General features: G+C 32.8%; 14 protein-coding genes and 1 pseudogene. 5 read left to right on the top strand and 10 right to left on the bottom strand.

The features are described from left to right. Window positions 1-32: 32 nt before the first annotated feature. Both ORL93_RS03695 and ORL93_RS31460 read right to left on the bottom strand, forming a co-directional pair. Complete coding sequence (locus ORL93_RS03695; RefSeq protein ID WP_018765970.1) at window positions 33-539, bottom strand: DUF3189 family protein; 507 nt, start codon at window positions 537-539, stop codon at window positions 33-35. Window positions 540-619: 80 nt separating this feature from the next. Continuing rightward, window positions 620-736: pseudogene (locus tag ORL93_RS31460) on the bottom strand (DUF1453 domain-containing protein); the annotation flags it as partial. 90 nt (window positions 737-826) lie between these two features. Here ORL93_RS31460 and ORL93_RS03690 point away from each other — a divergent pair. Further along, entirely contained in the window at window positions 827-1,351 is a 525-nt protein-coding gene (locus ORL93_RS03690; RefSeq protein WP_098161631.1) for a GNAT family N-acetyltransferase, read from the top strand. Between the two features lie 105 nt (window positions 1,352-1,456). Here the strand turns inward: ORL93_RS03690 and ORL93_RS03685 are convergent, their stop codons facing one another. Beyond that, window positions 1,457-2,200, bottom strand: coding sequence for a YrrS family protein (locus ORL93_RS03685; RefSeq protein ID WP_098161630.1), 744 nt, complete (start codon window positions 2,198-2,200; stop codon window positions 1,457-1,459). A gap of 513 nt (window positions 2,201-2,713) precedes the next feature. On the opposite strand from ORL93_RS03685, the gene ORL93_RS03680 reads away from it, so the two are divergent. Then, window positions 2,714-3,664 carry a nucleoside hydrolase gene (locus tag ORL93_RS03680; protein WP_097793763.1) on the top strand — a complete coding sequence of 317 codons (951 nt, stop codon included), beginning with the start codon at window positions 2,714-2,716 and terminating at the stop codon, window positions 3,662-3,664. Window positions 3,665-4,381: 717 nt separating this feature from the next. Here the strand turns inward: ORL93_RS03680 and speD are convergent. Both speD and ORL93_RS03670 read right to left on the bottom strand, forming a co-directional pair. Beyond that, entirely contained in the window at window positions 4,382-5,215 is an 834-nt protein-coding gene (gene speD, locus ORL93_RS03675) for an adenosylmethionine decarboxylase (protein ID WP_018780543.1), read from the bottom strand. Between the two features lie 389 nt (window positions 5,216-5,604). Continuing rightward, window positions 5,605-5,730, bottom strand: coding sequence for a hypothetical protein (locus ORL93_RS03670; protein ID WP_255262441.1), 126 nt, complete (start codon window positions 5,728-5,730; stop codon window positions 5,605-5,607). Window positions 5,731-5,900: 170 nt separating this feature from the next. Here ORL93_RS03670 and ORL93_RS03665 point away from each other — a divergent pair, with 170 nt between their 5' ends. After that, the gene (locus ORL93_RS03665; protein WP_018765975.1) at window positions 5,901-6,224 is read left to right on the top strand and encodes a hypothetical protein; all 324 of its coding nucleotides are present in this window, start codon (window positions 5,901-5,903) and stop codon (window positions 6,222-6,224) included. A gap of 285 nt (window positions 6,225-6,509) precedes the next feature. Here the strand turns inward: ORL93_RS03665 and ORL93_RS03660 are convergent, their stop codons facing one another. The 5 genes from ORL93_RS03660 to ORL93_RS03640 all read right to left on the bottom strand — a co-directional run bounded on the left by ORL93_RS03660 (window position 6,510) and on the right by ORL93_RS03640 (window position 10,519). Then, window positions 6,510-7,109: an undecaprenyl-diphosphatase gene (locus tag ORL93_RS03660; protein WP_098160308.1), complete on the bottom strand. Its 600-nt coding sequence runs from the start codon at window positions 7,107-7,109 to the stop codon at window positions 6,510-6,512. A gap of 109 nt (window positions 7,110-7,218) precedes the next feature. Next, on the bottom strand, window positions 7,219-8,646 hold the full coding sequence (locus ORL93_RS03655; RefSeq protein WP_265958622.1) for a HAMP domain-containing sensor histidine kinase: 1,428 nt from the start codon (window positions 8,644-8,646) through the stop codon (window positions 7,219-7,221). Continuing rightward, on the bottom strand, window positions 8,643-9,317 hold the full coding sequence (locus tag ORL93_RS03650) for a response regulator transcription factor (protein WP_003203539.1): 675 nt from the start codon (window positions 9,315-9,317) through the stop codon (window positions 8,643-8,645). The genes ORL93_RS03655 and ORL93_RS03650 overlap by 4 nt, the downstream gene beginning before the upstream one ends. Before the next feature lie 12 nt (window positions 9,318-9,329). Then, window positions 9,330-9,860 carry a hypothetical protein gene (locus ORL93_RS03645; protein ID WP_097793760.1) on the bottom strand — a complete coding sequence of 177 codons (531 nt, stop codon included), beginning with the start codon at window positions 9,858-9,860 and terminating at the stop codon, window positions 9,330-9,332. Between the two features lie 140 nt (window positions 9,861-10,000). Further along, window positions 10,001-10,519, bottom strand: coding sequence for a GrpB family protein (locus ORL93_RS03640; RefSeq protein WP_265958621.1), 519 nt, complete (start codon window positions 10,517-10,519; stop codon window positions 10,001-10,003). 129 nt (window positions 10,520-10,648) lie between these two features. On the opposite strand from ORL93_RS03640, the gene ORL93_RS03635 reads away from it, so the two are divergent. Together ORL93_RS03635 and ORL93_RS03630 are read left to right on the top strand one after the other, a co-directional pair. Continuing rightward, a complete protein-coding gene (locus ORL93_RS03635) occupies window positions 10,649-11,521 on the top strand; it encodes a protein kinase family protein (protein ID WP_003203550.1) in 873 nt (290 codons plus the stop codon). 110 nt (window positions 11,522-11,631) lie between these two features. Next, window positions 11,632-12,897, top strand: a complete 1,266-nt coding sequence (locus tag ORL93_RS03630; RefSeq protein ID WP_097793758.1) for a sensor histidine kinase — start codon at window positions 11,632-11,634, stop codon at window positions 12,895-12,897. The last annotated feature ends 298 nt before the right edge of the window (window positions 12,898-13,195 follow it).

Raw genomic sequence — 13,195 nt, 5'->3', positions numbered from 1 at the left:
AAAATGCAGGATTCAAATAAATCCTGCATTTTTTATTTGAAAGTTTCATTCTCTAAAATAACAACATAATCATTAGTCATTCTACCCGCTTCTTTTGTATAATCAACAAGTCGTTGTATATTATCACAACACAGTTTTGCTCCCCATACGAGTAAGGGAACACCAATAAAATCAATATGTAATCTTCTTGAAAACAATCCTCCAAACGTCATAGGAAGTGGAACTGTTGGTGAAGTATTTGAAAAAATGATTTTTTCATTGTTTTGATACTGATGTTGAAGAATTTCCGCTAAATTTTTCATGGATGGAACAACTACTTTTGATGTCCCGTGTCCTACTGTATAAACCGGATTTCCTCCTTCGTCCCTTCCATGAAAAATTATTTTTCCCATATCAGACGTTTTAAGCTTATTAAAATAGTCCACATTTAAAATTTCTTCTTTTGTCAGTCTTCGATCAGTGGGGAGTTTGTTTAAATGATATGCTGCTGCAAGTGAAGTTGTATGTGTTCCGCCAAAATCTGTATAAATAAAAATCATAATACCATCCCTTATCATAAACGTTTCATAGTTATTAGTATCACCATCTCATCATTTACTAATCAAGTGAAGCTTTGATTTTATAACTTACTTGTTAATTCGTGATATTTTCTCCAAATATAATATCTTCTACTAATTATTGTACCAAGTGGCGTACATAAAAAAATGTTTGTTACAACGGTTAACATATAATGTGTACCTCACGAAAAAATACCCTTGAGTTTTAAGTTAATATACGATTATGATATCTAGATAGAATATAATACTGAAAGGAAGGTGTATTTCTTTTGAATATTCTCGAAACAGAGCGTCTTACTCTTCGCCTACAAACAACCGACGATGCAGCGTTTATCCTCGAGCTTTTGAATGACCCCTCTTGGTTACAATTTATAGGAGATCGCGGTGTGAGAACGTTAGAAGATGCAAGGATCTATATTTTGAATGGACCGATTCACATGTATGAGCAATTTGGTTTCTGTCTTTTTTTAGTAGAACGGAAGGAGGATCATGTTCCGATTGGAATTTGTGGTCTAGTAAAAAGAGATTCCTTGGAAGATGTAGATATTGGATTCGCCTTTCTCCCGAAGTATTGGGCTAAAGGATACGCCTATGAAGCAGCTTCTGCGGTGATGGCATATGGAAAAGATAAATTGGGGCTAAATCGTATTGTGGCGATTACTACTCCAGACAATCACGCTTCAGCCAAACTTCTTGAAAAAGTAGGGTTGCGGTTTGAACGATCGATGCAGCTGGCCAATGATTCTGAAGAACTTAACCTGTTTGCATTTGATAAACGAAAAGAAACCACATAAATAAACAGCAAAGATATCAAAAATAATAACTCATATAAAAGACTCTCCGTTTGGGAGAGTCTTTGCTTTATTTGCTGAATTTTGGCGGAATATCTGTCGGTATAATTATTTCACAGCTTGAACAGATACTGGTTTCCAGCCTTTATTTTCAATCCAATCAATATACACTTTATATTTTTTATTGCTTTGCTTATCTCGCACATTACCATAGGCCTTATTCGTTCCGTTATTTCCAATAAAATCATAAATGAGTTGTGATTCAGGAACCTCAACAGCGTAGGAAATTGCTTTTTTCATCTCATTCCAATCTGTCGTTCCCTCTTTAAATTGCATGGCAGGTTTTGCCCCTTGCTCTGTACCAACTGGATTCCATTGCTTATTTTGTTCTGTTTGATCTGCATCTCTATCTGATTGATTTTTATTTATTGTTTCTACATTAGCCTTCTGTTCTTCAATTTTATTATCCTTTTGTTCTTCTTGTTTTTTTACTAGATTTTCATTGTTCTGTTTTTCTTTTTCTTTTTCCTGTACTTTTGAGCTTTCTTTCTCTTGATTTTGCTGTTCTATTAATTTTTGTTTTTCACTTTCTTTGTTTGCTTGTTCCTTTGATGAGTCTGCTTCTGATTGTTTTGTTTTTCGTTCCTCTAATTTATTGTTTTTCGCCTCTTTAGATGCTAATTGGGCTACTTTCTTTTCTTCTGGATGTTCTTTTCCTTTTGTATGATCAGTAAAAAATAACTGATAAGATACCATGCTGACTGTCAATAATACTAAACTTAATCCAATATTAACAACACTGCGTTGTCGACGGGCTTGTTGCTTTTCTTGAAATCTACCTTCATTTCCCATTTCTGAAACCTCCATGTAACTTTTACTGTGAAACTGTATGCTTTGCTCACTATTTTAGAATCCAGTAAGTTTATATGTTGATGAACTTTAAAATTCATCTGTATAGTTGTTAACCCCTTCCTCCTTATCACTTACACACACCTTTATTGTAAATACATTTTCTTATCTAAAATAAGTACATTGTTAAACACGCTTTTTTATATTACATTTTAATATTCAGAATTTCAACAACAAAATTAATGTTAAGCTAGAATGTTTCTACTATTTTTAATAAAAGCGTCAACCACTCCAAGAATTCATCTACTTTTATTAAAATATTTTACAATTATTGGTGTATCTGCAAAAGTTGGGCATAATACACTCACCTTAACACCGTAAGTTTCCTAATGATGTTCTATTTCAACTACATATGAATAGAATTCACTCTATAGGAATACATAAAATATATATGTACAAGCCTACTCACTACATCCTTAGTGAAAATAGAACTCTATAACTTTTGGAGGAATACACATGCCAAAAAAGGTTCTCCTGTTTACAGATTTGGGAATTGATGATGCATTTGCCATCCTGTACACCTTTTTTCGTAAAGATATTCAAATTTTAGGGATTGTAGCCGATTATGGAAATGTATCAAGAGAGAATGCCATAAGAAATATTAACTATTTGAAGTACATTGCGGGAAAAAAAGAGATACTTGTATTCCTTGGTGCTTCTGTACCGTTAACGGGTATATTGGTTCAGTATTTTCCTGAGGTACATGGAAAAGTCGGATTAGGACCTATCATTCCACCTGAAATTTCTTATCCAGTTTATGCCTTAAATGATATTTACCAAATTATAAATTCAAATTTAGATGATCTTACAATTATCAATTTGGGAAGACTTTCTTCGTTAGCTACGACCTTTGTTTTAAATTTAGAAACAATGCGGAATGTAAGGGAATATATTTGCATGGGCGGAGCTTTTTTTTATCCAGGAAACGTGACTGCGGTGGCTGAAGCTAACTTTTATGCGGATCCTTATGCAGCAAACTTAATTCTGCAGCATGCGAAGAACTTGACAATTATTCCGTTAAATGTAACTCAACATGCGGTTGTTACACCCGAAATGGTCCAACAAATCGATGCATTTCATCAGGATACACAGGATATTGCAGGACTCATCATCAAGCCTATGTTAGACTACTATTATAATTTCTACTCCAAGTCGAATCCCGGTATAGGAGGAAGCCCTATGCATGATTTTGTAACAGTGTGGTATTTGCTGAATCAAGAGGCTGTTGGTCTTTCAAGAGTACCCATCAAAGTAATTCCAGATCAAGGGGAAGGATTCGGTCAAAGCATTGCAGACTTTCGTTTTGTGACTAATCCAGGTTATAAAACGCATAATGTGGCTTTTCAGTTTGATTATGAAAAATTCAAGAATGATATTATGGAAACGTTCCTAAGGAGAAGGCTGTAGCATTCTTTCGTTGAGAGATAAAACTGTTTCAAGAAATATTTACAAAAATTGTATAAGTAACCGGTATATCCCAGGGTTCTCTTTATCGAGTAATCAAAGGAAACTTCAAGAAACACAGGGATGACAAATCTTTGTGTTTCTACTTTGCGATCTATAACAGCAATCCTGTCTCTTTCCCATAAAGTAAAACTTTAATCAGTGGGGGTTTTCTTCATCCCCCACTGATTAGTAGTTGAACGAATCGGGTTTTTACGGGCAGTTTATCTCCCACCTAACTTCTTTAGAAAAGCGTAAGCGGCTCGCTCAGAATCGCAGGACGTTGGAGCCCCCGACAGAGAGGCGCTTTTTGCCTCGTCCGAGAGGGCGAAACGACCGGAGATTCTAGCCGCTAGAGCTGGATAATGTTTTCGCCGAATTTTGAGGTGGGAGTATTACTAGCCGTTAACGCGGGATAAACCAGTGGTATTCATACAAACTAGATGTTTATGCTAATTTGTTTATTTGATTTATTTATTATATAAATACAGTGCGTGAAATTGCTTGCTTGAGTATTTATCCCTCTAGAATTAGGGATACCAACAACAAAATACAAATTTCACACATTAAGCAAAATAAAAAGGTAAACAAGCTGGATTTTCACACACTAAGGATGTCCAGCCTGTTTACTTTATTGCTAAGGTGACATAGGAGTTATTTGTATTTCCCTAAAAAGAGGTATCATTCAAAACTTTCTTCTATTGATCCATGACTCATGTTTTTTCCGTAAAATATTTCATCCATTTCCGTTTTTAATTTTTTTGTAATTTCCTCTTGTTCTTTTACGGATAATTTTTCTTGTGTATATCCAAATAGATAGTTGTTTAAGTCAAATTCTTTTAGTTTACATTTTGTATGAAAGATATGCTCTTGATAAACATTGACATCAATCATGTCATAGAGACTTTTCACGTTATTTGGAATGTAATTTTGGATAGAACCTATTTCATGGTCAATAAATAACTTGTTACCTGTTATATCTCTTGTAAATCCCCGAACGCGGTAATCAATTGTCATAATATCTGTATCAAATGAGTGGATAAGGTAATTTAAAGCCTTAAGAGGTGAGATTTCACCGCATGTAGCTACATCAATATCCGCTCTAAAAGTGCTAATACCTTCATCTGGATGATATTCAGGATACGTATGAACCGTTATATGACTTTTATCTAACTGCATAACAACTGAATCAGGAAGAGGTCCAGGTGATTCAGTGAATGATTCTGTCGGCACTTCTACCACGGGACCTTCTGATACTAATATAGTTACGCTCGCCCCTTGTGGTACATAGTCTTGTTTAGCAATATTCAGTACATGCGCACCTATAATGTCCGAGACATTTTTCAAAATCTTAGTTAATCTGTCTGCATTATATTGTTCATCTATGTATTCTATATAAGCTTCTCGTTCTTCTTTTGTTCTTGTATAGCAAATATCATACATGTTAAAACTTAATGATTTTGTGAGGTTATTAAAACCATGTAATTGAATCCTTTGTTCTGGTGTTAGGTTCATGATAAAATGCCCCATTCTTTTTTCTGATTAATACTATTTTATAAATCCTTTATGAAATATAGTTCCATTCTACAATTTTTTCATGCATCTTCTTTTTGAATTGGGATTACTTGTAATATACAAGTTATTTCTAATTCGTTGGTGATGGCTAATTATTATATTGTTATGGATTATTTTGGTTTTATTGGAAAAAATACGGTAATTGAAATTTGAAATAGCAACTATGTAAAATTTGAATGAAGAAACCATTGTGAGTAAATGCATCAAAAAAGAAAAGATGTGTAAGCTTAGATTAGCTTACACATCTTTTCTTTTTTTCTATGCTTAAAACTAATTAAATACTGCGCCGATTTTTATAATTACTCTCAATTATATTCCAAATCAAAACATTACTTATTTAAATCTTTTTTCGTTACTTCACTTCTAATATTTACATCTTTTGAGAATTCAGTATCATTTTTTAGGTTATTTGGATATTTGCTTTTTTGCTTTCGATTATCATTCCGATTCGTCATGAATGATTCCTCCTCTTATAAACGTTCGTACCTATTTTGTACAAAAGGAACTATTTCATACTGATAATTTCATGAGTATAGTCCCGTTCAACTTACGCAATCCGATTTAACACAATGTTTTCAATATTTCTCCAAGCGATTTGGACATGCTAAAGAATGAGGTGACTGTTATGAAAAATGAAATATTAAAGTTAGTACCAGAAGCGGTAAAAAAGTTAATCCAGAAAGACGTTAAAGAAAGAAACAAGCGCATCATTGATTTAATTATCGATGATGCAACTGCATATGAATTTGAACCAGACCAAGTAGTTCCTTGTATCATGGCTGCTTATTATGCTTACGAGTCCACCCCTTATCCTAGTGAAATGGAAGATGAATGGATGAAGATCTTAGTTTTTCACACAGCTACTCGTTCAGCGATGAAACTTTTATCTTACGGTAAATTTAAAGCAAAACGATCAGAAAGTGGATGGATGAAGTATACAGGTCATTGAATGATCCCATTTTGAAGTGAGAGGTTCCTATTAACTAACATATTCGCTGGAATCTCTTATTTCGCAATGGAATTTTCACAGAACATATGACTGTTTCGTGCTCAATAGGCATCGTACATTTCGTTCGAAAAAATTTTCACGAAAAGTTACACATGCTATATATCTTCTAACGAGTCCTAATATTTTTTATTTTCCAATTAAATACAGTGCGTGAAATTAATGTTTGTATGCATGAAAAAGAACCCATCATTTACGAATAGGTTCTTTTTCTAGTAACTTGTATGATTAATGTGTATGGTTATATTTCGATAACAATGGAATTCGTTTTGCAATGGATGCATAAATTACAAATACCATTTGTGTTAATGGTTCTAATTTTCGCGTACTTTGCATTACTATGCCGCAAGTTATAAATGACAGGAATGCTCCACCAATTATATCTGCTGGATAATGGACACCAACGTAAATACGTGAAACTCCAACTAGTACGGCCCAAATTAATGCAATATATTTTAATCTTTCCCCTCTCAATAGCATCGTAAATGCTATTGAAAATACAAGTACAGAATGATCACTTACAAATGATGAATCTACTGCATGTGGCACTAATTGATGAACATGATAAGTTACAAAAGGTCGCGCATGATAATATACTGAATGAATGAAAACATTTAACAGCAATGAAACTCCGACTGTAAGAACAGTATATACAACAGTATATTGTTTTTGAATCGCCATTTCTTTTTTAGTATTACTAAACCATAAAATAAGCATGAAAAGAATCGCCATGTAAGGCGCGCTATTCGTAATCATAATCATGATCTTATCTGAAATGATTGAGGTTCCCGCTAAATTATTAATCCATTGAAATACTGTGTAGTTCATATCTACCCTCTCCTTATTTTCATTACATTCGTACTTTAAGAAAGTACAAGTTCTATTGGTTTACACAGTATACAACAGTAATATGAAAATACTTTGAAACTTTTCTCATCTATTTCTCATTTTCATGTAAAACATAAGGAAACGAAATTGTAACTGATGTACCTTCTTTCTCCTTACTTTCTAATATAATGTTTCCATGATATTTTTCTACAAGCCGTCTTGCGATGGAAAGCCCCAGGCCATTTCCACCCTGTTTACGACTCCTTGCTTTATCCACCCTGTAAAAACGATTAAGTACATATGGTAAATCTGATTCGGGTATTCCGACGCCATGATCTATAATACGTATAGTAATATTTTCTCTTTGCATGTTTGTTTGAATACAAATGTATCTATCATTTGCTTTGGTATATTTAATTGCGTTATCTAGTATGATAATCATTATTTGCTCTAAATAAGGTGTTGGTATAGCCACGTAAGCCTCTTCGGCATATAATTGTATATCGAATTCGAATTCAGTTTGAAGAACTTCAAAGTTTTGGATTACTTGTTTTAATACAGTATTTACATGTACAGGCTCGACTGCTAATGAGGGCATTTGCTCTGATTCTGCTCTGGATAACTCTAATAATTCTGAGACTAATTTATTCAATCTATCCACTTCTTTTAAACTAGATTGAAGTGACTTTTGTAGAATAACAGGATCATCCTTTCCCCAACGGTTTAACATGGATAAATGGCCTTGAATAATTGTAAGGGGTGTTCGAAGTTCATGTGATGCATCTTCAACAAACTGTTTTTGTTGTAAAAAAGACTTTTCTACATCATCCATTAATTCATTAAATAGAATGCCTAGCTTTGCAAGTTCATCATTATTTTCCCGTACAGGAACTCTTTCTTTTAACCCGTTTGTTTTAATTCGATTCATCGTATCAGTTATATTCTGAACACTTAATAAAAGTTGTTTAGCAATAATTGTTCCACCTAAAAAACTAAGTATAAGTCCACCAATACCAGCTGCAACCATTACAACGAAAATGATTTTCAACAAATGATCGAAAGCTTCTAAATTTTTCCCAACCTCAATTGTTCCCATAAATGTTGCTGTTTGAATCGGCATACGTTCAATTAATATTCTATCTTCTAAATGCCTCTTTATATAAGCTTCAGGTTGGATAACCGATTTAGGAGGCGCCCACCTCGGATTAAAATCACGAGAAATCGAGACAATTGGTTGTCCATCTTTATCTAAAATTCGAATAATCTGATGTTTATCATTCATATTATTAAGGAAGTCTTTACTGTTTTCAATCGTTTGGTTAGAAAGTGTTTCTTTTTTATCAGTAAAATATGCTGCTATTTCTTTCACTTGCCTGTTCATTTGTTTCTTTTCATAGTCTACTATCCATTGATTAATCACAATAAACTGTAAAACATTATATAAAGCGAACAAGATAAATAATAACGTAGTTGACCAAAGAGTTAGTTTCCATTTTATCGGAAGGTTTCGAATGCGCTGTGCAAAATTTTTGATCATCTCATCACATATCCAGCCCCTCTAACAGTCTGGATATACTCCTCCTTATCTACACCATGTAATTTGTTTCGTAAATAGCGAACATATACATCAACAATATTTGTTTCTACAATCGCATCGTAACCCCACACTTGCTCTAAAAGTATATCTCGTGTAAGTACGCGGTTAATATTCTTCATAAACATGAGTAATAACTCAAATTCTTTGTTCGTTAATTCAATGATTTCATCATTTTTTCTTAGCGTTCTTGATTCTACATGTAACTGTAAATCTTTAAAAGCAAGCAAAAGTGTTGGCTTACTTTCTTCTTTTTGTTCGCGTCTAAATATAACACGTATTCGTGCAAGGAGTTCTTCAATTGCAAATGGCTTCGGTAAGTAATCATCAGCGCCGCTATCTAATCCTGTAACACGATCCATAATACTATCACGCGCTGTTAACATAATGATGGGAGTATTCTTCGTCGCACGCAGTCTACGACATACTTCAATCCCATTGAGTCCTGGTAACATCAAATCAAGAAGTATAATATCATAGTTCTTCTCTATGGCTGCTTCCAATCCTTTTCGCCCATCGTATTGTACCTCTACTGCATATCCTTCATATTTTAATTCTAACTCTAAAAATTCAGCTAAACTTTCTTCATCTTCAATTATTAATATATGATGCAACCCTAATTCCTCCTATATTATTAAATGAATGATCAATCCTAATCCAAATAGAATCGCAATCATTTGATGTATGTTTCGATATAATACCGATTTTTTTCTGTCTTTAACCTTATTCAAAAGAATTCCAACAACTCCTAGCAATACTAAGCTACCAAAAGCAAATATGCCGCTGTAAATCTGTATCATATGGTGATTTCCCCTTATAAAAAAATAAACTCCATGTGTTGTTGCAACAGCTAATACAGCATAACCGATAAACATATGATATTTCTTTGCTAACATATATAATTCTTTCATATACTTGAATCCGGGTATTTTATTTTTGTGTAAAAACAGCCAAATATGACGTAAAAACCAAAGCGATGCAGCTGCAATCGCACCATATTCACCAAGAGAACCAAGATTTTTATTTACGCTTTTTAATCCTATTTGATCTCCTAGCATAAAGTTTACGATAAACATTGTAACACTAAATGCAATCACACAAGCTCCTGCGATCTTTATAAACAAATTAAAAATTTGACTTCCGAACGTTTTCTTCATTTTGCATCCCTCTTTCAATTTCAAAACATCACTACATTCCAAATTGTAGCAATCAAAAAAGAAAAAAGAATGAAAGAAAGATTAGAATAAGATGAGAAATACTTTATGTGAACTAAAAAACAAATTTCCCACCGTAATTTTTATATGTATAGATTTTCTTTCGCCAGTGTAATGATCCTTTGAATAAAAGGTTCTTTTGCATTAGTATACGCCACTCGATCAAATGAATACTTCATAGCAAGCTCGTATTTTAATTGTTTGTATTCCACACGTGCCCATTCATGATTTCTCATAAAATCACGAAATAATAAATTGTTTTTCCAATCTTGACCACCGTGCGTATAGATGTGTAAATGATGTGTACCTGCTCTCCATTTCCCTTTTCTAAAAAAACGCCTCTGCGGAAAATGTTTATGAAATACATATTCATATCCTATTGTTTGCAATGGTTCTATCCAATGATCAACTAATTTTAAATCTTTAACACCTATCATCATATCAATAAGAGGTTTAGCATCTAACCCTTCTACTGACGTACTTCCGATATGTTCAATCACTAAGATGTCCTTTTTTAGCAATGTGATAAATTTCTCTTTCTCCTTCACAAATTCCGTATGCCAATTTAAATTATACGGTTCAATGATTATTTCTTTATCCATCTTTTACTCCTTTCATAATAATTACATAGCTTTAAAAGTAATTCTTTTTAACTAATCAAAACAGGATTTTTATTACTCTCCTCGAATTTATTAATATTTAATCTCATTATATAAAATAAGAGGTGTAAAATGAACGAAATTCCAGTCACACTTAGCTTTGATGATGTAACTTTTAAATTAAAAGAATATCAAGATTTTGAATGGCTTGTGAAGCTTGGTAGAGTGTTTACTGTATTTGATCAACAAGATTCTGGCAATATATGCTTTGGTATTGAAATAGATGGTCAGAAAAGATTTGTTAAATATGCTGGTGCAAAAACAATGGAGTATTCGGGAAATCCAGATGCCGCTGTTACTAGATTAAAAGAAGCTATTTTTCTTTATGAAGAATTAAAACACGATCATCTAATCGAATTAATTGATCATTATGAAGTAGAAAACGGTTATGTGGCAATCTTTAATTGGTTTACCGGAGAATGCCTTCATTCCCATTGGTCATTTCCACCACTAGCGAAATATAGTAATCCTAGTTCTCCATTCTATCGCTATAAACAATTATCAATTGAAGAACGTCTTATTTCACTAGATCATATTTTTTCTTTCCATGTTCATGTTGAAAGAAAAAATTATGTAGCAATAGATTTTTATGATGGAAGCATTTTGTATGACTTTGAAACAAAGACAACAAAGATTTGTGATATCGATTTATATCAGAAGAAACCTTATATCAATACAATGGGAAGACTTTGGGGATCATCACGATTTATGTCACCTGAGGAATTCGAACTTGATGCAGTGATTGATGAGAAAACAAATGTATTTAATATGGGAGCAATCGCTTTTGCGTTCTTAGGAGGGGAACTCGATCGTTCTTTCACTAAATGGGAAGCAGGGAAAGAATTGTATGACGTAGCAGCTCGTACGATAGAAAAAAATAGAAATCAACGTTATGCATCAGTTGAAGAATTTCACTTAGCATGGGAATTTGCTCGAAACAAATAACAATTCAAAAGTAATCACAGTCCTCATTCCAATAATTAAAACATGAAGAAGTTGTATTTTTCCGGTATAATACTTATAGTACTGAAAACTACAATAATGAGGCATGCTAGATGAATTTTGTATACATTAACCAAAACGTATTAAATAATCTGCTTTACATTTTAAGCAGCATCTTTGTTTTTTATTTTATATATAATAATGAAATATTTTTTAAAAACTATAAAAAGATTCTTATCATTATGTGCACTAGTATACCATTGATTTTATGTATGAAATTCCCTATATACATAGACGAAAACTGCGTTCACGACTTAAGACAGATCCCTTTTTTAATAGGTACACTTTATGGTGGTTTACCAGTTGGGATCGCTTTATTATCTATCATGTTATTGATTCGGTTTGTTTTTTATGGTGTTAACTTTTTAACAGTTATTGTTTATATTACCATGCTTATTTTCACTGCCTATTCTTCTTCTAAATTTAATCAATTAAACAGAAGAAAGAAGCTTATCATGTCAATGACTTTACCTTTTTTCCTTGCTTTACTTACAACCTTTATCGCTGTTGTTCTGTCAGATTTCCCAATTACAAATTCATATATCACTTATTTTATTCTACTCCCTCCAATTGTCATGTTATTTGTTGTATATATAAATGAGGTTTTAAGAGATGCCGTTATTATGAGGTCTAAATTAGTAAAGATGGAGAAGATGGAGATTGTGAGTCAACTTGCTGCGAGTATTTCACATGAAGTAAGAAATCCTCTTACCGTAGTAAAAGGTTTTACTCAACTCCTTAAAACTCCAGATTTACCACAAGAATCGCGAGAACAATATATTGAACATATTCTTGGAGAGCTAAACCGCGCTCAGGTTATCATTGATGACTACTTAACATTTGCTAAGCCAGCATCACAAAAAGTTGATAACATTGTAATAGATCAAGAATTAAAAAGAATAATAAGTATGATGATGCCATTATGTAATATGAATTCTATAAATGTTTCTGAGAATTTAGTAACAGGTTCCATCACTGGGAATACACAACATTTTCAGCAATGCTTTTTAAACCTAATAAAGAACAGTATTGAAGCGATGCTAAATGGCGGAAAACTAAGTATCAAATCATCTGCTTGTGAAAACAAAATTACTATTGTCATTAAAGACAGTGGAATTGGGATGACACAAGAGCAAATCAATCGATTTGGTGAACCTTATTTTAGTACAAAAACAAGAGGAACAGGTTTAGGTACGATGGTTGCAGTAAAAATCATTGAAACGATGAATGGTACTTTAGATATAAATAGTATTGTTAATAAAGGAACCACTTTAACGATCACATTTCCACAAAATAATGAGATTGCTAAAAAACACTAACATTTTGATTTAAAAGGAGCTTCCTATGCTCCTTTTTGTTTTTCACTACATAAATTGAAATTTTAATCAATGTTTTTTCTCCATCCCCCACTTATTATTAGCCTTCACTAATCAGGTATTTACTAACATTTCATCTCCCGCCTAACTTCATTGTTTTCGATGATTTTTAAAGCGGGAATATCACTACTAGTTAATATAAAATAAGATATGCTTTTCATAAACCTTGGCTTAAATTATTTATATATGAACCCTCTTATAAAAGGTCCTGGCTATAGCTAACTTGAAGGTATTCCTTCTT

The sequence above is a fragment of the Bacillus sp. DHT2 genome (assembly GCF_026241455.1).
In the GTDB taxonomy this organism is placed as follows: Bacteria; Bacillota; Bacilli; order Bacillales; family Bacillaceae_G; genus Bacillus_A; species Bacillus_A pseudomycoides.
The sequence above is the reverse complement of the archived record's forward strand: the minus strand, read 5'-3'. Positions and strand labels throughout refer to the sequence as shown.

Excerpts from the sequence above, each read along its gene's own strand:
- ORL93_RS03645 (WP_097793760.1), bottom strand. The coding sequence starts at position 9,860 with ATGAAGAAAACGTTCGGAAGTCAAATTTTTAATTTGTTTATAAAGATC.
- ORL93_RS03695 (WP_018765970.1), bottom strand. The coding sequence starts at position 539 with ATGATTTTTATTTATACAGATTTTGGCGGAACACATACAACTTCACTT.
- ORL93_RS03685 (WP_098161630.1), bottom strand. The coding sequence starts at position 2,200 with ATGGGAAATGAAGGTAGATTTCAAGAAAAGCAACAAGCCCGTCGACAA.
- ORL93_RS03640 (WP_265958621.1), bottom strand. The coding sequence starts at position 10,519 with ATGGATAAAGAAATAATCATTGAACCGTATAATTTAAATTGGCATACG.
- ORL93_RS03670 (WP_255262441.1), bottom strand. The coding sequence starts at position 5,730 with ATGACGAATCGGAATGATAATCGAAAGCAAAAAAGCAAATATCCAAAT.
- ORL93_RS03665 (WP_018765975.1), top strand. The coding sequence starts at position 5,901 with ATGAAAAATGAAATATTAAAGTTAGTACCAGAAGCGGTAAAAAAGTTA.
- speD (WP_018780543.1), bottom strand. The coding sequence starts at position 5,215 with ATGAACCTAACACCAGAACAAAGGATTCAATTACATGGTTTTAATAAC.
- ORL93_RS03680 (WP_097793763.1), top strand. The coding sequence starts at position 2,714 with ATGCCAAAAAAGGTTCTCCTGTTTACAGATTTGGGAATTGATGATGCA.
- ORL93_RS03660 (WP_098160308.1), bottom strand. The coding sequence starts at position 7,109 with ATGAACTACACAGTATTTCAATGGATTAATAATTTAGCGGGAACCTCA.
- ORL93_RS03635 (WP_003203550.1), top strand. The coding sequence starts at position 10,649 with ATGAACGAAATTCCAGTCACACTTAGCTTTGATGATGTAACTTTTAAA.
- ORL93_RS03630 (WP_097793758.1), top strand. The coding sequence starts at position 11,632 with ATGAATTTTGTATACATTAACCAAAACGTATTAAATAATCTGCTTTAC.
- ORL93_RS03655 (WP_265958622.1), bottom strand. The coding sequence starts at position 8,646 with ATGATCAAAAATTTTGCACAGCGCATTCGAAACCTTCCGATAAAATGG.